The sequence below is a fragment of the Kitasatospora kazusensis genome, from assembly GCF_039529945.1.
GTDB lineage: Bacteria > Actinomycetota > Actinomycetes > Streptomycetales > Streptomycetaceae > Kitasatospora > Kitasatospora kazusensis.
In genome coordinates this window covers 45,465-66,791 of sequence record NZ_BAAANT010000025.1, presented here as the reverse complement: position 1 = coordinate 66,791, position 21,327 = coordinate 45,465, and the positions used below count along the sequence as shown (strand labels likewise).

18 protein-coding genes are annotated in these 21,327 nt (G+C 72.9%); 5 read left to right on the top strand and 13 right to left on the bottom strand.

Annotated elements, in window-relative coordinates:
• Positions 1-34: 34 nt before the first annotated feature.
• On the bottom strand, positions 35-1,300 hold the full coding sequence (locus ABD330_RS20730) for a cytochrome P450 (RefSeq protein WP_344467276.1): 1,266 nt from the start codon (positions 1,298-1,300) through the stop codon (positions 35-37).
• 421 nt (positions 1,301-1,721) lie between these two features.
• On the opposite strand from ABD330_RS20730, the gene ABD330_RS20725 reads away from it, so the two are divergent.
• Positions 1,722-3,653 carry a LodA/GoxA family CTQ-dependent oxidase gene (locus ABD330_RS20725; RefSeq protein WP_344467274.1) on the top strand — a complete coding sequence of 644 codons (1,932 nt, stop codon included), beginning with the start codon at positions 1,722-1,724 and terminating at the stop codon, positions 3,651-3,653.
• Entirely contained in the window at positions 3,653-4,801 is a 1,149-nt protein-coding gene (locus tag ABD330_RS20720; RefSeq protein WP_344467272.1) for an NAD(P)/FAD-dependent oxidoreductase, read from the top strand. Before ABD330_RS20725 ends, ABD330_RS20720 begins: the two co-directional genes overlap by 1 nt.
• Before the next feature lie 30 nt (positions 4,802-4,831).
• Here the strand turns inward: ABD330_RS20720 and ABD330_RS20715 are convergent, their stop codons facing one another.
• Both ABD330_RS20715 and ABD330_RS20710 read right to left on the bottom strand, forming a co-directional pair.
• Entirely contained in the window at positions 4,832-5,407 is a 576-nt protein-coding gene (locus tag ABD330_RS20715) for a GNAT family N-acetyltransferase (RefSeq protein ID WP_344467270.1), read from the bottom strand.
• Between the two features lie 58 nt (positions 5,408-5,465).
• Positions 5,466-6,047, bottom strand: coding sequence for a TetR/AcrR family transcriptional regulator (locus ABD330_RS20710; RefSeq protein ID WP_344467268.1), 582 nt, complete (start codon positions 6,045-6,047; stop codon positions 5,466-5,468).
• A 178-nt stretch (positions 6,048-6,225) separates the two neighbouring features.
• Between ABD330_RS20710 and ABD330_RS20705 the strand changes: the two genes are divergently transcribed.
• Entirely contained in the window at positions 6,226-7,137 is a 912-nt protein-coding gene (locus ABD330_RS20705) for an alpha/beta hydrolase (RefSeq protein ID WP_344467341.1), read from the top strand.
• A gap of 50 nt (positions 7,138-7,187) precedes the next feature.
• Here ABD330_RS20705 and ABD330_RS20700 read toward each other — a convergent pair whose 3' ends face one another.
• From ABD330_RS20700 to ABD330_RS20690, 3 genes are all read right to left on the bottom strand, one after another.
• The gene (locus ABD330_RS20700) at positions 7,188-7,907 is read right to left on the bottom strand and encodes a Type 1 glutamine amidotransferase-like domain-containing protein (protein WP_344467266.1); all 720 of its coding nucleotides are present in this window, start codon (positions 7,905-7,907) and stop codon (positions 7,188-7,190) included.
• A 190-nt stretch (positions 7,908-8,097) separates the two neighbouring features.
• The gene (locus ABD330_RS20695) at positions 8,098-8,397 is read right to left on the bottom strand and encodes a hypothetical protein (RefSeq protein WP_344467264.1); all 300 of its coding nucleotides are present in this window, start codon (positions 8,395-8,397) and stop codon (positions 8,098-8,100) included.
• Positions 8,398-8,616: 219 nt separating this feature from the next.
• The gene (locus ABD330_RS20690; protein WP_344467262.1) at positions 8,617-9,546 is read right to left on the bottom strand and encodes an NADP-dependent oxidoreductase; all 930 of its coding nucleotides are present in this window, start codon (positions 9,544-9,546) and stop codon (positions 8,617-8,619) included.
• Positions 9,547-9,693: 147 nt separating this feature from the next.
• Between ABD330_RS20690 and ABD330_RS20685 the strand changes: the two genes are divergently transcribed.
• The gene (locus tag ABD330_RS20685; RefSeq protein WP_344467260.1) at positions 9,694-11,025 is read left to right on the top strand and encodes a helix-turn-helix transcriptional regulator; all 1,332 of its coding nucleotides are present in this window, start codon (positions 9,694-9,696) and stop codon (positions 11,023-11,025) included.
• A 99-nt stretch (positions 11,026-11,124) separates the two neighbouring features.
• Here the strand turns inward: ABD330_RS20685 and ABD330_RS20680 are convergent, their stop codons facing one another.
• The 5 genes from ABD330_RS20680 to ABD330_RS20660 are packed head-to-tail and all read right to left on the bottom strand — an operon-like array spanning position 11,125 to position 17,347.
• Complete coding sequence (locus ABD330_RS20680; RefSeq protein ID WP_344467258.1) at positions 11,125-11,979, bottom strand: hypothetical protein; 855 nt, start codon at positions 11,977-11,979, stop codon at positions 11,125-11,127.
• Between the two features lie 25 nt (positions 11,980-12,004).
• Positions 12,005-13,192: a ferritin-like domain-containing protein gene (locus tag ABD330_RS20675; RefSeq protein WP_344467256.1), complete on the bottom strand. Its 1,188-nt coding sequence runs from the start codon at positions 13,190-13,192 to the stop codon at positions 12,005-12,007.
• Positions 13,189-15,105, bottom strand: coding sequence for a GMC family oxidoreductase (locus tag ABD330_RS20670; RefSeq protein WP_344467254.1), 1,917 nt, complete (start codon positions 15,103-15,105; stop codon positions 13,189-13,191). Before ABD330_RS20670 ends, ABD330_RS20675 begins: the two co-directional genes overlap by 4 nt.
• Positions 15,102-15,665: a hypothetical protein gene (locus ABD330_RS20665; RefSeq protein ID WP_344467252.1), complete on the bottom strand. Its 564-nt coding sequence runs from the start codon at positions 15,663-15,665 to the stop codon at positions 15,102-15,104. The genes ABD330_RS20670 and ABD330_RS20665 overlap by 4 nt, the downstream gene beginning before the upstream one ends.
• Positions 15,662-17,347, bottom strand: a complete 1,686-nt coding sequence (locus ABD330_RS20660; protein WP_344467250.1) for a GMC oxidoreductase — start codon at positions 17,345-17,347, stop codon at positions 15,662-15,664. The genes ABD330_RS20665 and ABD330_RS20660 overlap by 4 nt, the downstream gene beginning before the upstream one ends.
• 301 nt (positions 17,348-17,648) lie before the next feature.
• On the opposite strand from ABD330_RS20660, the gene ABD330_RS20655 reads away from it, so the two are divergent.
• A complete protein-coding gene (locus ABD330_RS20655; RefSeq protein WP_344467248.1) occupies positions 17,649-19,613 on the top strand; it encodes a PAS domain S-box protein in 1,965 nt (654 codons plus the stop codon).
• A gap of 85 nt (positions 19,614-19,698) precedes the next feature.
• On the opposite strand, the gene ABD330_RS20650 is transcribed toward ABD330_RS20655, so the two are convergent.
• Positions 19,699-20,094 (bottom strand): avidin/streptavidin family protein, encoded by a 396-nt coding sequence (locus ABD330_RS20650; protein ID WP_344467246.1) that lies wholly within the window; start codon positions 20,092-20,094, stop codon positions 19,699-19,701.
• Positions 20,095-20,233: 139 nt separating this feature from the next.
• Positions 20,234-21,295 (bottom strand): trypsin-like serine peptidase, encoded by a 1,062-nt coding sequence (locus tag ABD330_RS20645; RefSeq protein WP_344467244.1) that lies wholly within the window; start codon positions 21,293-21,295, stop codon positions 20,234-20,236.
• Between the last annotated feature and the right edge of the window lie 32 nt (positions 21,296-21,327).

Sequence of the window (21,327 nt, the reverse complement as noted above, 5' to 3'; positions counted from 1 at the left end):
GAGGAGTGGCTGTGCGAGACGAACGGGGGCGGACCTAGCCGGTGGTGACCAGCGGGAGGTGGTCGAAGGAGCGCAGACTGGCGGAGTCGCGGCGCACCGGTGGCCCGGCCAGGCCGAGGGCCGGGAACCGGGCGAGCAGCCGTTCGAGCAGCACCACCCCCTCCAGCCGGGCCAGCGCCGCGCCGAGGCAGTAGTGGGGCCCCGCGCCGAAGCTCAGCACCCGGACGTCCGGACGCCGCACCAGGAACGCGTCCGGGTCCGGATACCGCTGCGGATCGCGGTTCCCGGCGCCGAGCACGGTGGTGACACTGCCGCCCGCCGGCACCGGCACACCGCCCACCCGCACCGGCTCGGCGGCCAACCGCTCCGTCATCAGCACCGGCCCGTCCCAGCGCAGCGACTCCTCGACCGCGCCGGGCAGCAGCGCCGGGTCGGCCCGCAGCAGTGCCAGCTGCTCCGGATGCGTCAGCAGCGCGAACACCGACAGGCCGAGCAGCCCGGCGGTCGTCTCGAAGCCGGCGACCAGGACCAGCAGCAGCAGGTCGGCCGACTCGCGCTCGGTGAGTGCCGGTCCGGCGGCGCCGGGACGGGCGGCCAGGGCCGAGGCGAGGTCCTCGGCCGGCCGGGCCCGGCGCTCGCGCAGCAGGCCGGCGAAGTACTCGCGCAGCTCGGCCACCGCTGCGTCGGCGCGCGCCCAGTCGTCCTCGGTGCGGACCGGCTCCAGCAGGCGCGCGGCCCCCCGGCCGAGCCGCTGGAACTGCCCCTGCTCCTCCCTGGGGACGCCGATCAGCTCGCCGACCACGGCGACGGGCAGCGGATACCCGACCAGTTCCTGGAAGTCGGCCGCGCCGCCGTCCGACGTGGCGTCGGCGAACCGGTCGAGCAGTTCCTCGCCGAGCTTCTCCACGCCGGCCGTCAGGGCCGCCACCCGGCGGACGCCGAACGCCCCCGCCAGCGGCCGCCGCAGCCGCGCATGGGCATCGGCGTTCGTGCCGAGCAGTGAGGAGTAGAAGAAGTCCGCCGCCGGGTACCCCAGCCACTCGGGCCGCTCCCGGACGAGCCAGCTGCGGTCCGGGACCACGAACCCGGGGTCGGCCAGCACGGCCTGGCAGTCTTCGAAGCGGGTCAGGAAGCGGGTGCCGACACCCTCGTCGTAATGAACGGGCGCGGCGGCGCGCAGCGCCACGAGCGCGGGGTAGGGGTCCGCGCCGCCGGGGGCGAACGCCGCCCGGAGGGCGGCCGCGGCGGTGGCAGCAGCCTGCGCGGGGTCCGCCTCCGGGCAGTTCAGTGCGCTCGTCAATGCGCTCGCTCGCCTTCGACTACGGCCGGGCACGCCGGATTCACCGGACGGAGATCGGCAAAGTTCGTCAACGTCCGTCATTCAGCGTACCTCTGATTTCACGGCATATATGCCATGGCACATGCGGCCGGAATTATCTTTCCCCGACTGTCCGACCATTGGTCATCGCTTCAGCATTTTGTATTTCCGCGACATTGAATTCCGGCCCCGCCGCCGGCGCGGGTACCGCCGGCAGCCGACCCACGGGCCCACCTGCCACCTGCCGACCGGCCATCCGTCACACGTTCACCCGTTCGCGTGGCCCGGCCGTGTCGATCCGATCGGCCCGGCACCGCCCCACCCGGCCTTCGCCTACGATCCGTCAACGAACGGACAGTCACCTGCCCGGTCCGCCCGTCCCAGATGTTGGAGGCACCGTTCCATGCTCGACCAGGTCGTACGCGCCGCTATTCACCCCGCCATCGGAGTCGCCCGGGTGGGGAATTCACCGGAGGGCTACTACATCGGGCCCGAGGTACCCGACCCGCTGCCCGCCGAACCGGGCTTCTACAAGGACGCCGCCGGCGCGATCAAGCGGGAGGCCGCGCGGTTCCGGGTCTACGGCTACAACGCGCTGGGCGAGGCCGTCGTCGAGCTGACACCCGACAACGCCGACATCCGGTGGACGGCGCACCTGGCCAACAAGAAGGCCGCCTGGTACCAGTTCCAGCTGGCGCTGGACATCCCGGACGCCGCCATGGCCAAGCCCTCCGAACTGCGCAACAAGGACGTCACCGGGGAGCGGCGCAAGGACCTGGCGATCGACGCCGGCCCGGTCGGCATCTCGGGCAAGGACGTCTCCGGCCCGGAGTTCCACTTCCAGAGCGGCACGTTCATGGGGAAGGAGGTCTACCTCGGCGAGCTGCGCACGGACGAGGCCGGACGGCTGCTGGTGTTCGGCGGTTTCGGGCAGTCCGCCTCGTACAACGGGCAGCCGGTCACCACCTTCGCCAACAACGAGGGCTGGCACGACGACACGGCCGACGGACCGGTCACCGCGACCGTCACGGTCGGCGGGCGCGAGCTGCCGGTGGACCCCGCCTGGGTGGTGGTCGCGCCGCCGAACTACGCGCCGGCCGTCAAGGGCATCCGCACGATCCACGACCTGTTGTACGACGTGTTCGTCACCACCGGCGCGCTGCCGTTCCCGGAGAAGGTCTCCTTCAGCCGGCACATCGCGCCGCTGCTGGAGCGCCTGCGCGACCACCAGTGGGTCAACCACGGCTTCGCCGGGTTCTACGGGTTCCAGGGACTCGCCCCCTTCGTCACCCCGGAGGGCATGGCGCGGCTCAGCAGCAACTCCCGCGGCCGCCGGGCCCTGCGCCGCCAGGTGTTCGACGCCCTGCGCGACTACGGACGGGACGGCGGGTCCCCCGTGCCGTGGCCCTGGCTGTACGGGGACGGGATGTCCGTCCCGCCGCGCACGCCGCTGCAGCATCTGGCACTGTCGCCGACCCAGTACCAGATGTTCCTGAACTGGGCGGACGGCGACTTCGAGGACGACTGGGGCAAGGTCCCGCCGGTGCACGGCCTGGACGAGGCGCCCCTCGCCGACCGGCCCGCGCTGCTGGACCGGGCGGCGCTGGACTTCTGCCTCGCCGACGCCTTCCACCCCGGTTGCGAGGTGACCTGGCCGATCCGGCACCCGTCGATGTTCATGGCGCCGTTCCGGATCCGCCACCGCCCGGCCGGCCGGCCCGAACCCGCCTACGGCACGGTCCTCACCCCCGAGACGGCACTGTCGGTGGACGGGCCGCTGTACGCGCAGGGCCCCGGCGACCTCACCCGGTGGATGGCCGTGCCGTGGCAGACCGACACGGCGAGCTGCCGGTCCGGCTACGAGCTGGCCCTGAGCCCCCGTTACGACCCGTACCTGCCGACGTTCTGGCCGGCCCGCGTCCCCAACCACGTGCTCACCGAGGACGACTACCAGGTCGTGGCGGACGAGAGCCGGCCGCCGGCGGAGCGCCAGGAGGCCTTCGAGCGGCGGGCGGTGTGGCTGCGCGGGCTCCAGGGGCAGAACATCGACCAGCTCAAGCAGATGATCGACGACTGGTACCGGCTCGGCATCGTCGAAGTCCGCTCCGGCGCCCGGGACTTCCCCGACGTGATGCAGGTGGAGTCCACACCCTCCATCGACCTGACGGGAGTCTCCCCCACTCACAACCTGGTGACCCTCCACGTGCCGCAGGCCGCCGACCCGGCCGTCGCCGCCATGGCGGTCGACCAGGCCGTCGCGGTCAGCGGCTACTCCGCCGACGAGGTGACGGCCGGCTTCATCGACAAGGTCGCCCGGTTCCGCGACAACGCCTGATGACCCGTCACCACCCGCGCAGGCCGGCCGCCCGCTACGACGTCGTCGTCGCGGGCGGCGGACCGGCCGGCACCGCCGCCGCCCTCACCCTCGCCCGTGCGGGCCGGACCGTCCTGCTCGCGGACTCCGGCAGCGGGCCGCCCAAGATCGGCGAGGCCCTGCCGTCCGCCGCCCGCCTCCTGCTGCACGATCTCGGAGCCGGCGAACAGCCCCTCGCCGCGGGCCACCTCACCTGCTACGCCAACCTCTCCTCCTGGGGGTCGGCCGCGCTCGGCCGTACCGACTTCATCCACGATCCGAACGGGCCCGGCTGGCACCTCGACCGCGCCCGGTTCGACCACTGCCTGCGCGCGGCCGCCCACGCCGCCGGGGCCGATCTGGCCGAACACACCACCGTCCGCCCGCGGCACCGCACAGCGGACGGCGGCTGGACGGTCGCCCTGCGCACCGGGGAGGCCACCCGCCTGGTGCACTGCCGCCGGCTGGTCGACGCGACCGGCCGCAGCCGGGCCGTCGCCGCCCACTGCGGCGCGGCCCGGCGGCGCACCGACCGGCTGCTCGCCACCTGCCTCGAACTGGCGGCCACGCCGGACGGCCGCGCGGCGGAGAGCTCGTCGCTGGTGGAGTCGGCGCCGGACGGCTGGTGGTACACCGCGCTGCTGCCCGGCGGCCGCCGCCTGGTCGCCTACTTCACCGACGCCGACCTCGACCCGCCCCGCCCGCCCGACGCCGCGGCCTTCGCCCGGCTGCTGCACCGGACCCGGCACGTCGCCGCCCGCGCCGACGACCACCCGCTGACGGCCGAGGCGGTCCCCCGGCGGGCACCCGCCCACTCCGCCTGCCTGGACACACCGACCGGACCGGGCTGGATCGCGGTCGGCGACGCCGCGGCCGCCTTCGACCCGATCTCCTCCCAGGGCATCCTCACGGCCCTGTACACCGGAATGGCCGGAGCCCGCGCCCTGCACGCCGACCTCGACGGCGACAGCACCGCCCTCGACGCCTACCGCGCCAACCTCCGGGCGCTGCTCGCGGCGTACCGCCGCAACCTGCACACCGCCTACGCGACGGAACGCCGCTGGTCCGACCGCCCGTTCTGGCAGCGCCGGCACGCCGCCCCCGCCGACGCCGAAGCGCGGTGGCCGTGAGGCGAATTCACGGCCGGCGCACCGGCGGCATCACGCGGGAGAGGACGAACCCGCAGGTTGATCCCGGAAGGTGCCGGACGCGAAGCTGAACACCGTGTACCTGCGGTCCGCCACGGCGAACTCCGCCGCTTCGTGCATTCCCAGGTGCCGGTGGACCGCGAGCGACTTCAGGTTGGACTGCTCGACGAACAGGACACCGTGGTCGAAGCGTTCGCCGAGATGCGCGTCCACCGCCCGCAGCAGGTTGCGTACGACGCCGCGTCCGCGGAACGACGGATCCACGACCACCGGCCCGTAGAGGTAGCAGCGGTCCGGCGCGAGGCCGGCCCGCTGGGCCGCGTCCACGGTCAGCCGGGGCGGCCCTCCGTCCTGCACGGACGAGGCGGCGCCGGTGAGGGCGGCGCCGGCGATCCGTCCGTCCTCCTCGGCGACGTAGATGCCGGTGGTGGCTTCCATCGCGGCGAGCTTGGCCTCGTCGAAGTGGCCCTGCACGAAACCCCGTTCCGCACGCTCGGCAGCGGACAACCCGTCACCCCGGGCGCCGTCGATCAGGGCGAGCACTCCGGCGCGGTCGGCGGCGACCGCTCTGCGTATCGACAAAGTCATGCGGCCAACCTACCCGGCCCCGGCGGCTGTGCGACGCCGTCCGGGCGGCGCACGACCGTCAGGCCGTACCGGCGCCCTCGGTGAAGTGCGGCAGCACCATCTCGACCAGGGCGTCGACGTCGGCGTCCGCCATCGGTTCGCCGGTCATGCCCATCCGGTGCAGCAATGTTCCGACGACGACGTCGATGAAGAACAGCACCCTGTTCTCCGGCTCGTCGAGCGCGCCCTGGAGGGCGAGCCGGTAGGGGTCCTGCAGACGTGCGGACAGGATTTCGCGCAGGGCCGGGTCGCTGACCGCGTCACTGAACACGCCGGCGAACGCGTCGCCCACCCCGGGCTCCCCGATCTTCGCCGCGACCCAGCGGATGGCCGAGGACATCAGTTCGGCCCTGCTTGCGCCCTCCGCCAGCGGCACCGGGCCGAACGCGTCGAGGAGGCAGTCCACGATCAGCTCGCCCTTGGACGGCCAACGACGGTAGACCGTCGTCTTCGCGACGCCGACCGCGGCGGCGATGCGGTCGACCGTGGCGCGCGCGTAGCCGAGCTCCTGGACCGTACGCAGGGCGGCGGCGAAGACCTCGGTGTCGACACCGGTGCGCGGACGACCGGGTGACCGGGGAGAAGGAGTTGCTCGGCTCATTCCCCTACGATACCTAGTTTCGCTACCCTAGGTATCGATACCTGAGGTAGCGTAACTACCGAGCCGAGGAGCAGTCGTGCGAGGAGAAGACATGAACGAGGAGAGCGTCGAGCAGCCGGAGTCGGCGGACGCCCGGTTGCGACAGCGGGCAGCAGAGGGAGAGCCGGACTGGTCGGCGATGACCGCCGAGGAACTGGCCGCCTTCAGCGAGGCGGAGAACCGCAGGCGGGCATCGCCGGCCGCGCGGGCCGTCACCGGGACACCGCATCCCGGGGCCACGATCGCCTGGCAGGAGCTGGGACTGCCGGGGCGCATCCTCCCCGTCCGGGTCTACCGGCCGGCGTTCGAGCACAACGGCGGCGGTGCCGACCCGGCCGCCCTGCCGCTCGTGCTCCACGTCCACGGAGGAGGGTTCGTCGGTACGGCGGTGCAGAGCGACTGGGTCAACAGCCACCTCGCTGCTGAGCTCCCTGCACTCGTCGTATCGGTCGAGCACCGCCTCCTCGCCCCGGGCACTCCGCTGTCGGCCGCTGCCGACGACGGCTGGGACGCGCTCCACCACCTGGTGCGGAACGCCGCCGACTGGGGCTTCGACCCGGCGCGCATCGCCGTCTTCGGCGAGAGCTGCGGCGCCTTGATCACCGCGCTGGCCGCCATCCGGGCCAGAGCGGCCGGCCCGCGCCTGCGGGCGCAGGTCCTGGTCAACCCCGCCGTGGACCTGACCGAGACGATGCTCGACCACGCCTCGGTCGCCGAGCACCCCGCCAGCCCGACCCTCACCGTGCCGCAACTGCGACTGTTCCACCGGCTCGCCGTTCCTCCGGGAGCCGACCCCCGTGCGCTGTCGCCGCTGCACGCCGCCGATCTCGGCGGGCTCGCCCCTGCACTGGCGGTGGTGCCGACCGACGACCCGCTGGCCGATCACGGCCGTCGCTACGCCGAACGGCTGCGGGCGGCCGGCACACCCGCACGGCTGACCGAATATCCCGGGGCCCCGCACGCCTTCCTCAGCATGCCGGGCCTGGTGCCGCAGGCCGAGGCCGCGCGGGCGGAGATCATCGACTTCCTCCGGGGCGCCCTCGCCGGCTGAAGGCCGCTCCGCTGAAGGCCACTTCGCGCGCGCGGCCGGCAACGGCATCCCTAGTCGAAGGCGAAGCTCTCACCGGCCCGGTACGCACGCAGGCCCACCCCGGATCCGTCCGCCTGCACCAGGTGCACCCGGCCCGTACCGGAGACCCGGGCCGTGCCCGCGTCCACCGTCAGCACGGTGTTCTCGTCGATGGCGACGCCCTGCCGGACGCCGCCGCGGGCGACGGCCTCGATCAGGCGCGGCAGGGTCCCCCACTGCGCGGCGTGCACGTCCACGGTGAACGGCACCAGCCCGAGGCCCGGGCGCAGTTCGATCTCCTCCAGGTCCTCGCCCGTCTCCTCCGGACAGATCGGCACGCCCGCGGAGCGCCAGCCGCCGACCACGGCGGTACCGGCAGCGACCGCGGCACCGGCCGAGAAGCCGGCGTACGGCAGTCCGCGGGCGGCGAGCAGAGCGGGCAGCTCGGTGCGGAGGCCGCCCAGCGCGTCCTGGTAGGCGGGCGTCAGACCGCCACCGATCAGGAGGGCGTCGGCACCGTCCAGCGCGCCGAGGTCCGGCACGCCGCCCAGGGGCACCAGGACGGGCACCGGGGTGCACCGCGCGGTCCTGCGCAGGACCCGTTCGAAACGCGCGAAGTACTCGGCTCCGTCGCCCTCGTCCATGAGCAGAACGGCAACGGTCGGGGCGTCTCCGGCGGCCTTGAGAAAGGGGCCGTAGACCAGCCCGGCCGCTGCCTCGTCCCAGCCGCCGCCGATCAGGTGGGTGCTCACGCTCTGCTCCTCGCGGGATCCTGCCCGGGCCGGTGCGGCGCGGTGCCGTCGCATGCTACTGACACCGGCCGGTGGTGTCGGCCGGTTTTCCGTGCCCCGGTCGTCGCGCGGCGGACGGGACGCGATCGGCCCCCGCCGTGACCCGGGCCCGGGTGCGGCGGCACGAACGCCCTCCCGCGACGGGAGCCGCTCACTTCGAGGGCGGGCTGTCCCAGCTGTAGAGGTCGGGCATGTTGTGCCTGCCGCCGGAGTTCTGGTTCTGGATCTGCGCGGCGGCCGTGTAGGACGTCCCGTCCTGGAAGACCACCGAGCAGCGCAGCCGGGCGGTGTCACCGCGCACGGTGCCGTGCACGTGCGGGGTGCAGGACACCGAGGCGACCGGCCGGTGGTCCACAGTGCTCAGGTGGGACTTCATCGCGTTCTGCAGGTCGACGTAGGCGTCCGTGTTCGGCCCGCACCCGGCCGCACTCCCCGCGATGACGGCCGTCACCGCGAGGAGGCCCGCGCCTCGCCGGAACGCGCCTCGCCGGAACGCGCCTCGCCGGAACGCTCTGCTCCGGAACGTCCCCGCAGCACGCTGCCCACGAAGTCGGGCCATCCTCATCGGCAGGACTCCTGATCGGTTGGTCGAAGAGCCCCGAGCGTAGCGGGAGCACGTGCCGGCCTTCACCGGGGCCGGCCGGCGGACCGTTCGGATGCTCCGGCCCGTTCAGACGGTGAGGACGATCTTGCCCCGCAGGTGCCCGTGCTCACTGATCCGCTGCGCCTCGGCCGCCTCCGCCAACGGGAGCACCCGGTGCAGCGGCAGCCGGAGGGTGCCCGCCTCCTCCAGTGCGAGCGCGGCCGCGTAAGCGCGTGCGTGGTACGGCTCGACGCCCTCGGCCCCGCCGGAGAAGCGGACACCGTGCTCCTGCGCGCCCGGGACGTCGGCGATCGTCAACACCCGGTCGGCGCCGCCCGCCAACTCGACCGACAGCGGCAGCACCCCGCCCTGCCCGGCCGCGTCCAGCACCCGGTCCACCCCGCCCGGGGCGGCCGCCTTCACCCGGTCGGCCAGGCCCTCCCCGTACGTCACCGGGATCGCGCCGAGTTCGCGCAGGTGGTCGTGGTTGGCCTCGCTCGCGGTGCCGACCACGGTGATCCCGCGCGCCCGGGCGAACTGGAGCAGCAGGGTGCCGACCCCGCCGGCCGCGCCGTGCACCAGCAGGGTGTGGCCGGCCCGGACACCGAGGAGGTCGAGGGCGCGCTCGGCGGTCTCGGCCGCCACCGGGACGGAGGCGGCCTGCTCCCAGCTCAGCGTGGCGGGCTTGGGCGCCAGCCGGTCCGCGGGCACCAGCGCCCGCTCGGCGTAGCCGCCGCCCATCACGGCACCGAACACCTCGTCGCCGGGCTCGAAGCCGGTGACCTCCGCGCCGACCGCCTCCACCACGCCGGACAGCTCGTAGCCGGGCACGGCCGGGAAGGTGACGGGGAAGATCCCGTCCATCGCGCCGCTGCGCAGCTTGTGGTCCAGCGGGTTGACGCCCACCGCGCGGACGGCGACCAGCACCTGGCCGGGGCCGGGGGCGGGCAGCTCGATGTCGATCGGGTGCAGCACGTCCGCGCCGCCGTACTGCGAGAAGGCGATGGCCTTGGTCATGGAATGTCCTCGGGGTTTCGGGGAGTTGGTTCTTGCGACGGCTCCATCCTGCGACGGGATCGGCGGGCACCGGGCCGGCCGTTCGGACAGTTCGACCTGGCCGAAGGGATGGGTGGGGGGCCTCGGCCCCGGACTAGGGTGGACGGTATGGACGAGACGTGGCAGGAACACTGGAGTCGCCCCGAGGACGCGCTCGCGCGGGCCGTCGAGGTGCTGCGCGCGCCCCGGCCCGACGTGCTGGTGCGCCTGTCGGAGGCGGTCGCGACTCTCGTCCCGCACGCGGCGATCGCGCACCTCAGTGGCATCTGCACCTACTCCCCCACCCAGAGCTACGGTCCGCCGGAGCTGACCGAGGGCATCAGCGGCCTGGAGCTGGCCCGGCTGGCGGACCGGGCGGCCGGGACGACCGCGGCCGGCCGGCCCTGGCAGGGCGAGGCCGAACTCGCGGGCCGGACCCGGCCGGTGGTGGTGGTCGGGGCCGCACCGGGCAACGGCAAGGGCGCGGTCCTGGTGCTCGTCCGGGCGGCCGCCGAGCCGGTGGCCCCGGGCGCGCTCGCCGTCCTCCAGCAACTGTGCGACCTGGTGATCGCCCACTCCGACCACCGCGCCACCGACGCCGCGCCGAGCCTGGCGGCGGTGGCGCGGGCCGCCGCCAACGCCCGCGCCCGCGCGATCGCCGAGTTCACCGGTACGCACAGTGCCGCCCTCGGCGCGATCCTCGCGCCGCTGCGCTCGGCCGACCTGGACGACGCGGTCGCCCGCCGCGCCGCCACCGAACTGGCCGTCACCGCCCTGCTGGACCTGCGCCGGGGCGCCGACCTGGACCGGACGCTCAGCGAGGAGCCCGCCGACGCGGCCTTCGCCCGGCTGGCCCGCGAGCTGCGCCCGCTGCTGCGGCACACCAAAGTCCGGCTGGACCTCTCACCGTCGGCCCAGGCCGCCAGGTCCGTCCCCGCGGACACCGCGCACACCGCCAGGGACGCCGTCCGGGTAGCCGTCCTGCTGATGCTGGAACAGGACAAGCCGACCCGGCTGCACGTGAGTTGGGAGTTCACCGGCGACGGCTCACTGCGCGCCGTGGTGCGCGGCGACGGCCTCGGGCTGCTCGCCGCCGACGCCCTGTCCGTGCACCGCACCGCCGACCGGATCGCCGCTCTCGGCGGCCGCGGCGCCGTCGAGGCCGTCCCCGGCTGGGGCACCACCGTCACCGTCGACCTGCCGCTCGCACTGGCCGAACCCGCCCTCACCGCCGACCCCCTGGACGGCCTCCAGCCGCGCGAGCGGGAGGTCCTCGACCAGCTGGCCCGGGGCCGCCGCAACCGGGACATCGCCACGGCGTTGCACATCAGCGAGTCCACGGTGAAGTTCCACGTGGCCAACATCCTGGGCAAGTTGGGCGTCAGCTCGCGCGGCGAGGCGGCCGCGATCGCCCACCGGGCGGGCCTGCCGGAGGCACCACAGCTGCACGCGGTGTCCTGAACCTGGTCCGCCGACACCTGCCTGGCGGGCGGGCACCCGGATCAGTGGGCCGGGCCCGAGCGGAGGCTTCCGCTCGGGCCCGGCCCCCGGTGGGCGTGATCAGGGTTTGGTCGCCGTGTAGTATGGCCGGTTCTGGGCGGCGACCGTCGGCGACTGGTAGGACCAGACGCCCACCGCGTGCGCGCCCTCGGTCAACGCCAGGAGGTCCCGGCCGACGGGAGAGGACGGGTCCTCGACGGTGAGCCCGACCCGCTCGCGCCCCCGGCCGTCCAACGTGTAGTGCTGGTAGGGCTGGTAGACGTTCAGCGGGGCGGCGAGAGTGCGCTGCGCCGGGTCCGTGCCGTACTCGGTGAAGGGCGCGATGCTGACCGGCGCGGGGAGCAGGCCCAGCAGGTCGGCCTCGAAGGAGAACAGCGGTTTGTCGTGCCTGATGATGTCGTTGCCGTCCGGGGTGAGGTCGGCGGCGAGGCACTCGACCTTCCAGACGGCGCCGGGGTCGGCGTTCGGGGAGGGCATGACGGTCTTGAACCAGGCGGGGAACTTGGGCTCGTTGAAGAGCATCTTGCCCGCCCTGATGGCGATGGGGGCGTCGCAGGCCACCTGGATGCGCCAGTTGCCGCGGAGTTTGGTCTGGTCCACGCCGTGGGCGAACTGCTCGTAGGTCAGGTCGGGCAGCAGGCTGGAGGAGGCGGTGGGGAAGGCGATGATGTTGAGTTCGATCTCCTGGGTCACGCTCGGCCCGAAGTCGAACTGGGCGAAGTACAGCTGGTAGTTGAACGAGACGCAGGCCTTCCCGTCCAGCACGGCCGGGGACAGGCCGGTACCGGCGAGGTGGCCGTTGACCCGCTCCAGCGGGACGAGGTAGTCGATGCCGACGTTGTGCAGTGCGCCGTAGTGGAACGGCAGGCGGAAACCCTCGGGGATCGGGGGCAGCGGCGGCGCGAGGTCGTTCATGGGCGTGGTCTCCTCGGGTGGGTGGTCAGGACAGGACTGCCAGCAGGGCGGCGGATCCGATGCCGGCGTCGAGCTCCGCCTTGGCCCGGGTGAGTTCGACCCCGGTGATCTCGTAGGTGGCACTGGCGTGGATGCCGCGGGCGGCCTTCTCCGGGTCGGGATGCGGATTGCGGTACAGCTGCTCTGCCAGGTCGCGGAGTTCGAGCATCACCGGGACGGCCGCCTGGAGCCGCTTGGGTTCACCGTTGTAGGCCAGCTCCAGCAGCCACAGCAGGCGTGCGTAGACCGTGTTGAACCGGTCGGCCGCCACCCGCACCTGGCTGCCCGGCGGGTACTGCTCGGCGGTGGCCGTGGGGTCGATCGGGTAGGCGTCCGCCCAGCACACCGGCATGGCGGGGCCCGTCGGCCCGGAGAACGGCGTGTCGTGCGGGCCGTACCGGCGCTGCTCGTAGATCTCCGTGAACCGGAAGTAGTGCGCGATCTCGCGGGTCTGGCCGAAGAGCCGGTCGTCGGGGTTGTAGATCGTCTCCGCGACGCCCTCGCCCTGCTCGGCGATGACCTCGATCGCCTTCAGCGCCGAATCCAGATCGGTGACGGGAAAGACCATTCCGCCGGAGTTGTAGAAGTCCTCCGGCCCGATCTGCCGGCTCGCCTCACCGCTGAACAGGTCCGGATGACGCCCTGCCAGGTCGATCACCCCCTGCCGGACGGTCGCGTAGAACTGGCCGATGGACGACCAGCCGCGCGGGTCGGGCCCGCCGCGCCCGGGCAGGTCCGCCAGGTACTCGGGCCGTTCGATCCACAGGAAGGTCCTCAGCGCCTCCCTGCTGAAGTGGCGCAGCGCGATCGGCACCGGGTCCTTGGCGTACGGGAGCCGGGCCGGGTAGTCGGTCATGAAGTCCGGATCGGCGACGACCGGTTGGCCGCCGACCGCGTTGAGGAGGTTGGCGACCAGGGTCATGTGGAGCATCTCCTCCAGCACGACCGCGCGGATCGCGTACCGGGCCTCCTGGTTGGCGCCGGGCTTGAGGGTGTACATCGCGGTCAGGTAGGGCGGGATGGTGAGGTGCTCCAGGGCGAGCGCGGCCTGGAGGAAGTACCGCAGCTCCTCGACCGTCTCGGGGATCTTGAACGGGGGTTCGGCCAGTGTGCCGAGCGGGCCGATGATGTCGGTGAAGCCGGTGAGCCCGGTGAGCGGGTCGCGGACGGTCACGGGCGTACCTCCGTCGGGTGGGTGTCGCCGCCGAGCGGGACGGGGCGTACGACGAGCGGCCGGTGCAGGTCCATCAGGTCGCGGTGGATCTGGTCCACGCTGCGCAGGGCGAGCGCGGCCATGGTGAGCGAGGGGTTGGCGGTGCCCATCGAGGGCATGCTCCCGCAGCCGACCAGGTAGAGGTTGGCGTGGTCCCAGGAGCGCTGCCACTGGTCGACCACCGAGGTCCGGGCGTTGTCACCCATCACGTGCGTCCCGGCGCCGTGTCCGGCGCCGAAGAAGGTGAACGGCTCGTCGCGGTACCTGAAGTAGCTGGGCGTGTCGGGCGAGTAGGCGGTGCGCTCGTCGGCGCCGAGCAGGCCGAAGATCTGGTGGGACACGTCGGTGGCCGCCCGCATGCCCTCCTTCACGTGGTCGGACAGGTCGTAGGTGAGGACGGGCCGGCAGTTGCCGAGGCCGTCGCGGTACTTGGGGTCGAGGGTGACTTGGTTGCGGGATTCGGCGTCCTGCTCCAGCTCGAACTGGAAGGCGATCTGGCGGCCGATGTCGTGGCCCAGCTCCTCGCGCAGCCGCTGGCCGTACACCGCGTCGCCGCGCGGATCGGTGGCGGACGCGGGGATGCCGAGCTTGGCGGCGACGTCGCTGCCCGGCGAGCCGGCGGTCCAGGTCCAGCCCCAGTTGGCGATCACCAGCCGCCACGGGGCGTGCTTCTTCCGGCTGTCGCCCTTGCGGAAGTTCTCGAAGGCCGAGGTGGAGCCGGGCCCGCGGAAGGGACCGACCTGACCGGGCATCAGGCCCCAGGTGAGCATCACCGGGTGGTCCATCAGGTTGCGGCCGACCTGGTCGCTGCTGTTGGCGGCCTCGGAGGCGAGCAGCAGTCTGGCGTTCTCGATGGCGTGGGCGGCCAGCACCACGATCCTGGCCTCGACGGTGTGGGTGGTGGCGACCGGCGCGGCCGGGTCGTCGTACGCCTGGTACTCGACGCCGGTGACCCGGCCGTTCTCGCCGACCAGCACCCGGCTGACCACGGCCCGGTCGACCAGGGTGACCTTCGGGCTCCACCGGGCCTGGGTCTTCAGCGGGTTGTACTTGGCCTGGACGGGGCAGATCGGCGTGCAGGAGGCGTTGCCGACACAGCGTTCCCCGTAGTTGGGCAGCCCGGCGGCGCCGACCGGGCGGTAGCCCCGGCCGTGGTCGTAGTCCGGGTTGGGGGTGGAGTTGCGGCCGTGCGGGGTGTTGACCACCCGCAGCGGCACCTGCCGCCCGGCGACGGGGTCGGTGACGCTCTTCCCGTTCAGTTCACGGGCCATCACCCGGTCGACGTAGCTGCTGGGGATCTCGTGCATCGGGAAGACGTAGCCCTCGGGGAAGGGCAGCCCGATGGCCTCGGCCTGTTCGGCGGCGTCGCCCGCCACCCCGATCTCGCGTTCGGCCTCGCAGTAGTACGGCTGGAGGTCGTCGTAGCCCAGCGGCCAGTCGCGGCCGTAGCCGTAGTCCGTCCGGACCTTGAAGTCCTCGGGGAGCATCCGCGGGGTGAGGCCGAGCCAGTGTAGGAAGGTGCCGCCGTCGGCCCGCACGTAGTCGGTGCCGTAGGGCAGCGCGCCGTTCTGGACCAGGTAGCCGACGGCCCGGTAGCCGCCGTCCTTGCCGGGGACGGTGTCCAGGACGTTCGGCGACGGCGCGGCGGTGTTGGCCCGGTAGGGCGAGTTGGGCACCTTGATCAGCGAGGAGTAGAAGGTGTTCATCGCGTCGAGATGCCCGGGCCAGGTGTCCAGCGTCCGGGTGCCGGCCTCCAGGACGAGCACCCGCCAGCCCTGGTCCCCGAGCCGCTTGGCGACCAGGGTGCCGGCCGGCCCCGCGCCCACCACGATCACGTCGTAGCGGTGGCCGTCGACTTCGCGTGCGGGGCTCATGCGGCGCCTCCCGGCTGGTGGCCCGGACCGCCCGAGGGAGCGGCGGACGGCGGAAGTTCGGGTTCACCGGGCGGCGGCACGGCCCAGGTGCCGAAGCCGGGCGCCTTGGCGCCCTGCGGGTGGCCGTGGAAGGTCTGCCACACCAGGCCCTGGACGTACGCCTCGGGCGCCACCGTGAACGCGGTGTTGGCCATCTGGCGGCGCAGCTCGGCATGGACGTCCGCCGAGAGCGGGGGCCAGATGCCCAGGTACCACAGGTGGGTGACGGCCCGGGCGATGTCGCGGTCGACCGGGTCCGTCAGCTGCGCCGGGTCGAGGCCCACCGCCGCGAGGGCGCCCTGGAACTGCCGGTAGGCCTGCTCGCCGAGCTGCTCGACGGTGGCCCGCAGGTAGCACTCGGCCATGCCGGTGCCGTACAGCTCGAAGGTGTCGAATCCGGTCAGCGGGACGGACAGGGCCACGAACCGGTCGACGTCCTCGGCGGGCGGGGCGGGCGGCGGGAGATCGGGGGTGGCGGCGTCCGCGAGCACGGAGGCGGTCAGCGGTACTCCGGTCGTCATCGGGAGGCTCCCTTCGGCAGCCGGTCGGCCAGCCGCAGCCCGAGGGCGACGGCGGTGAGCGTCGGGTTCCACGAGCCGCTGCTGGGGAAGGTCGCCGCACCCGCGACGTACACCCCGTCGACGCCGTGCGGGCAGCCGAGCTCGTCGGTGACGGAGTCCTCGGGGCCGTCGCCCGTCCAGAGCGTGCCGGACTCGTGGACCAGCAGCTTCTTCTCGCGGCCGGGCGGGAGCTGCCCCGTCCAGACCTGCCGGTCGGCGTCCCAGTACTGCGGGGTGTGCCCCTTCGCGAGCAGGCCGGCCAGTGCCTGGGCGGCCTGGTCCATGCCGGCGGCCAGCGCCTTGTCGGCCTTGCCGGGGTTGATCCGGACCTGGGGTACGCCGTCCGGGCCGACGCTGACGTACGAGCCGGCCTGCACCGACCGCTCGCCGCGCCATTCGCCCAGGCAGTGCACCAGGAAGCCGATGTGGTCCGGCCCGCTGAGCTGGGTCAGGAAGTCCTGGTCGAAGGAGTCGGGGATCAGGCGGTAGAGGTCGGCGACGGCGTCGTGGGGGTGCGGGTTGGAGGCGCCCATGAGGTGGACGTGGAAGTCGCGGGCCTCGGCGGAGGAGCCGTTGGGGCGGTGGGTGCCCTCCAGGTAGGTGCAGGAGATCTGCAGGTCCGGCGGCAGCCCCCGGTAGGCGTCGCGCGGGACCCGCATCGTGAACCAGTCGGCGACGTGGCCGCCGAGGTTCTTTCCGGCCAGCTCGCTGAGCGCGTCGCCGAAGGAGTGCATCAGCAGGCCGGTCGGCTCGATCACACCGTTCGCCAGGACCAGCGGGACGCCCTTGAGGTCGTACGTGCCCTGGGAGGTGACCAGGGCCGTCGCGACCCGCCGGCCGCCGGCTCCGGCCGCGTGCTCGATGCGCTGGACCAGGCACTCGGGGACGACCGAGAGGCGGGCGGCACCGTTGTGGGAGGGCCGGGAGTAGCGGCGGGCGTCGGAGAGGATCAGCGGGACCGGGCTGAACTTGCGGTAGCCGAGGGTCGAGCTGGTGGCACGGGAGGCGAGCGGGGTCTCCAGGTCGCGCTCGCGGGAGTAGTCCTGGAAGTCGGGGAGATCGGGCAGCCCGTCGAACAGCTCCCGCATCAGGCGGGGGTGGAAGGTGTCGAACTCCGGCCCCATCTCGGACGGCTGAACGGCGCCGAGGACGTCACGGGCAGGCCGCCAGTAGGGCCGCAGCCCGTCGATGAGGTGCTCCGGCCAGCCGGCCATCTGCTCGCGCCGGGGCTGCGGGATCCAGGTGCTCCAGAACAGCGCCCGGCCGCCGATGTAGGGGATCTGCGGCGCCAGCCCGTAGCCGTCGGGCGGGACGATCTCCCAGGGGGTGGCCACCGCGTTGGTCATCAACGGCTGGTACACCGGGTCGAGGTTCTGCACGTGCTCCGGGAGCAGGAACGGACCCTTCTCCAGCAGCAGGACCCGGAAGCCGCGTTCGAGGAGCCGTCGGACCATGGTGCCGCCGACCGCTCCCCCGCCGACCACGACCGCGTCGTAGGCCTCCTCCCGGCAGGCCTCCAGGGTGGTGAAGTACTGCTCGGCGACCGGCCCGGCGAGCTCACCCGGCGGGGCGCCCGGCGGCTGAGCGGCCGTCGCCGCCAGATCGAGCAGGGTCCGGCCGAGGGCCGCGCCGGTGTCTGTCATCCACTGCCACCTCGTACTCGTGCTTCGTCGCTCACGATCTTGAATTCGTGCACGAATTAAACACCCGACGACGACATGGAGAGGCAAGGCGGTGACGCACAATCACCCGGATTGCCGCATAAGGATGACGAACGCCAAGATCGCGCACCTGCGGCGGCGACGGAGCGACCCGTCCGGCCGGCGCGATCACGCGGGCGGATCCCGACGGTCGGAAACCTCCCCGACTGGATCCATTACGGACGAAACCGAGCGTTTTGTTGCACCCACTGCGCATCGGCCCGCCACCCACTAGCGTCGCCGCATGGTTGCCACCCAAGGCGGTTCGACTGACGCGGCGTCCGTACCGGAGTCCAGGGAGAAGCCGGTCACCCCGCCCCTGCGGCCCGCGGTCCAGGACCTGAGCGAGCTGCGCGCCGCCGAACAGCGCTTCAGGGGTCTGCTGGAGTCCGCTCCCGACGCCATGGTGATCGTGGACGACTCCGGGATCATCAAGCTGGTCAACGCCCAGACCAAGGCCCTGTTCGGCTACGACCGCGACGAGCTGCTCGGCCGCCCGGTGGAGGTGCTGCTGCCCGAGCGGTTCCGCGCCCGGCACCCCCGCTACCGCGCCGGCTACACCACCAACCGCCTCACCCGCCCGATGGGTTCCGGACTGGAGCTGTACGGGCTGCGCAGGGACGGTACGGAGTTCCCGGTCGAGATCAGCCTCAGCCCCCTGGAGACGGCCGAAGGGCTGCTGGTCTCGGCGGCCATCCGGGACGTCAGCGACCGCAAGGCGGCCGAGGCGCGGATCAGCGAACTGGCCGCTCTGGTCGAGTCCTCGCAGGACGCCATCATCACCACGACCAGGGACGGCCGGATCACCTACTGGAACACCGCGGCCCAGCTCCTCTACGGCCACAGCGCGGCGGAGGCGATCGGCCTGCACCTCTCTGCCCTGGCTCCCCCCGAGCACAAGGACGACGTGGCGGCCCTGCTCGACCGTCTGGTCGGCGGCGAGCGGATCGAGCACTGCGAGATCCTCCGGGTGACCGATCTCGGGCGCCTGCTGCACGTCGACGCGACGCTCTGGCCCACCCGCGGCCACGACTACGAGATCACCGGGGCCTCCGCCATCGTGCGCGACGTCGCCGACCGCAAGCGCGCCGAACTCGAACTCACCCGGCTCTACAGGCAGCAACGGCACATCGCCCTCACCCTGCAACGCAGCCTGATGGGCTCACCGCCCGACGTCCCGGGCATGCCGACGGCCAGCCGCTACCTCGCCTCGACCCAGGGCGCGGGTGTCGGCGGCGACTGGTTCGACCTGATCCCGCTCGGCGCCCGACGGATCGGCGTCATCGTCGGCGACGTGATGGGCCGCGGGCTGGAGGCGGCGGCCGTGATGGGACAACTCCGCTCGGCCGCACACGCGCTGGCCAAGACCGGGATGCAGCCCAGCCGGCTCATGCACGCCCTGGACGCGGTCGTCGCCGACCTGCCCGACCAACTGGTGACCTGCTGCTACCTGGTGGTCGACCCCGACGCCGGCGAGGTGACGATCTGCTCCGCCGGGCACCTGCCCGCGCTGCTCGTCACGCCGGACAACGACGTGCGCCGGCTCCCGGCCCCGGTCAGCGTCCCGCTGGGTGTCGGCGGGATCCCGCACCGGCAGACCACGCTCCCCGTACCGCCCGGTTCGACCCTGGTCCTGTACACCGACGGCCTGGTGGAGACCCCGGCGAGCGACCTGGACGTGCAGATCGCCAAGCTGACCGTCGAGCTGCGCGCCGCTTTCACCCGGACCCCGGTCCTGGAGCAGTGCGCGGACCAGGTCCTGGAGGCGATGCTCCCCCGCTCGGAGGGCTGTCCGGACGACGTCACCCTGCTGCTCGCCCATCTCCCCGCCACACCCCTCGCGAGCGCCGCGGCCGAGTTCCGGGCCGAGCCCGTGGCCCCCTCGGCGGCCCGCCGTTTCCTGCGCACGACGCTGCGGGACTGGGACTGTGCGGACCTCTGCGACAGCGTCTGCCTGCTCGCCTCCGAGATCGTCACCAACGCGGTGCGGCACGCCCAGGGCCCGATCGGGCTCCGGATGCACCGCACCCGCCGTGAACTCACCGTCGAGATCTCCGACGGAAGCACCCAGCTCCCGGCGCCGCGCCTGGTCGACAGCGCGAGCGAGGACGGCCGCGGCCTCTTCCTCGTCGAGGCCCTGGCCCACAGCTGGGGCGCCCGGCCGACCAACTCCGGAAAGACCGTCTGGTTCACCGTGCCCTGCGCCTGACCACCGGATGCCATGATCCGGCGTCCGGCCGGAACGCTCCGCCCACAGGGAGGCCGGGCACCACGACGTGCCCGGCCGGCAGCCCTCACACGCCGGCGCGCCGCTCCTCGCCGGGCCCGGCAGCGGGCTGCTCCCTCGTGAACACGTCCTGACCCACGACGGTGGATTCCCACGCGTCCGCGGCGCTCGCCGCCCTGGTGAGCAGCCAGCCGGCGTAGATCCGCTCCTCCTGTTCGAAGTACTGGCCGCTCCAGCTGGTCACGGATCCCTCGTCGGTCTGCTGGTTGTCCCAGGCGACCGTCCAACCGAGCGCGGCTCCCCGCCCCGGCGCACCGGGCGGGTGGTAGCGCCCGGCCAACGCATGGGCACCGGTCGCGTGGCCGGCGGCGGAGGTGTAGGCGCCACCGACGGCACCGGCGGAATCCACCGTGAGCCGCATGTGTGATCCGAACTCGTTGTACCAGTCTCCGGCGATGCTCATCGGTCGTCCTCTCTCGGCAGGACCTGCGGTCGGCCTCCGGTCCCATGGTCACCCTGGCCAGGGGGCGCTGCACCACGGGACGGTGCGAGGGCAATCGCGGCGACCCCGGCACCCGGCACCCGACAGCATCACGGACGGCTCAGACGAATCGCACCCCGGCGCGACGCAGCAGCGGATCGTCCACGAGCTGCCACAGCGGCACGGCGTAGTTCCCGATGCCGTAGCGCCCGCCGTAGTGGAGCCCTAGGACCCGGTGGCCGTCGAGGTCGAACACCGGAGAGCCGCTGTTGCCCCCCAGCGTCGAGCAGTCGTGCTTCACGGTGAAGTCGTCGGGGATGAGGTCCGTGGTCCGACCGGGCTGCAGGCGTTTGACGTTGTAGACGTCCATGAAGATCCTTCGCATGGACTCCGGCTCGTTGCGACGGCCGTCCCAGGCCGGGTAGCCGATCACGTACACCTGCCGCCCGACGACGTCGTCCGGCGGGTCCGCCGCGACCTCCACCGGGGTGCGGGCGGTTGGCCCCGCGTCCGCAGTCGGCGTCACCCGGAGGACTGCCAGGTCGACGTCCGGATGAATGCCGACGATCCCGGTCACCGCCTGGACGCCCTTCGCCGGGGCCGGCCCCTCCTGCGGCTCGTCGGTCGGTTCGAACCCGGCACCCATGCCCGGCTGGAAGGTCCAGGCCGGACCGTCCGCACGGGCGAACTCGACAGCCACGTGCCGGTTGGTCAGCACGGCGTCCGGAGCGACCATGAAGGCCGTTCCCACCCAGTTCAACCGCAGGTGTCCCGACACGTTGATCCGGCCGACCCGCGAGATCGACTCACGGATGCGCGGCCGCTGACCGTCGAGGACCGACCAGTCGCCGTCCTGCCCGTCGAAGTCGCCGTTCCGGATGCGGAGGGCGGGCCTCCCCTCCAGCAGGACGATGGCCTCCACCCCGAACAACTCGTCCTCGTCGAGCTCGTCCGTCCGGCCGACGGCGAGCTTTTCGAGTCCGCTGACGCCCGCCATCAGCACCCGGGAGCGTTCCTGAGCGGCGAATGCGGCGATCTGGTCGGCCGGGGTGCTGACCTCCGGTATCTCCTCCACCGACTCGGGATACTCGACGTCGAGGCGTGTCCGTACGCGTTCGGCGACCGCGCGCAGGTCACCGAAGATCTGTTCCGGGCCGGTCGCCACCGGCGATCTGTACGGCATGGCTTTCTCCTGTCCCTCGGTGACCCGGTGCC

Excerpts from the sequence above, each read along its gene's own strand:
- ABD330_RS20725 (WP_344467274.1), top strand. The coding sequence starts at position 1,722 with ATGCTCGACCAGGTCGTACGCGCCGCTATTCACCCCGCCATCGGAGTC.
- ABD330_RS20720 (WP_344467272.1), top strand. The coding sequence starts at position 3,653 with ATGACCCGTCACCACCCGCGCAGGCCGGCCGCCCGCTACGACGTCGTC.
- ABD330_RS20715 (WP_344467270.1), bottom strand. The coding sequence starts at position 5,407 with ATGACTTTGTCGATACGCAGAGCGGTCGCCGCCGACCGCGCCGGAGTG.
- ABD330_RS20710 (WP_344467268.1), bottom strand. The coding sequence starts at position 6,047 with ATGAGCCGAGCAACTCCTTCTCCCCGGTCACCCGGTCGTCCGCGCACC.
- ABD330_RS20705 (WP_344467341.1), top strand. The coding sequence starts at position 6,226 with ATGACCGCCGAGGAACTGGCCGCCTTCAGCGAGGCGGAGAACCGCAGG.
- ABD330_RS20690 (WP_344467262.1), bottom strand. The coding sequence starts at position 9,546 with ATGACCAAGGCCATCGCCTTCTCGCAGTACGGCGGCGCGGACGTGCTG.
- ABD330_RS20685 (WP_344467260.1), top strand. The coding sequence starts at position 9,694 with ATGGACGAGACGTGGCAGGAACACTGGAGTCGCCCCGAGGACGCGCTC.
- ABD330_RS20680 (WP_344467258.1), bottom strand. The coding sequence starts at position 11,979 with ATGAACGACCTCGCGCCGCCGCTGCCCCCGATCCCCGAGGGTTTCCGC.
- ABD330_RS20670 (WP_344467254.1), bottom strand. The coding sequence starts at position 15,105 with ATGAGCCCCGCACGCGAAGTCGACGGCCACCGCTACGACGTGATCGTG.
- ABD330_RS20665 (WP_344467252.1), bottom strand. The coding sequence starts at position 15,665 with ATGACGACCGGAGTACCGCTGACCGCCTCCGTGCTCGCGGACGCCGCC.
- ABD330_RS20660 (WP_344467250.1), bottom strand. The coding sequence starts at position 17,347 with ATGACAGACACCGGCGCGGCCCTCGGCCGGACCCTGCTCGATCTGGCG.
- ABD330_RS20655 (WP_344467248.1), top strand. The coding sequence starts at position 17,649 with ATGGTTGCCACCCAAGGCGGTTCGACTGACGCGGCGTCCGTACCGGAG.
- ABD330_RS20650 (WP_344467246.1), bottom strand. The coding sequence starts at position 20,094 with ATGAGCATCGCCGGAGACTGGTACAACGAGTTCGGATCACACATGCGG.
- ABD330_RS20645 (WP_344467244.1), bottom strand. The coding sequence starts at position 21,295 with ATGCCGTACAGATCGCCGGTGGCGACCGGCCCGGAACAGATCTTCGGT.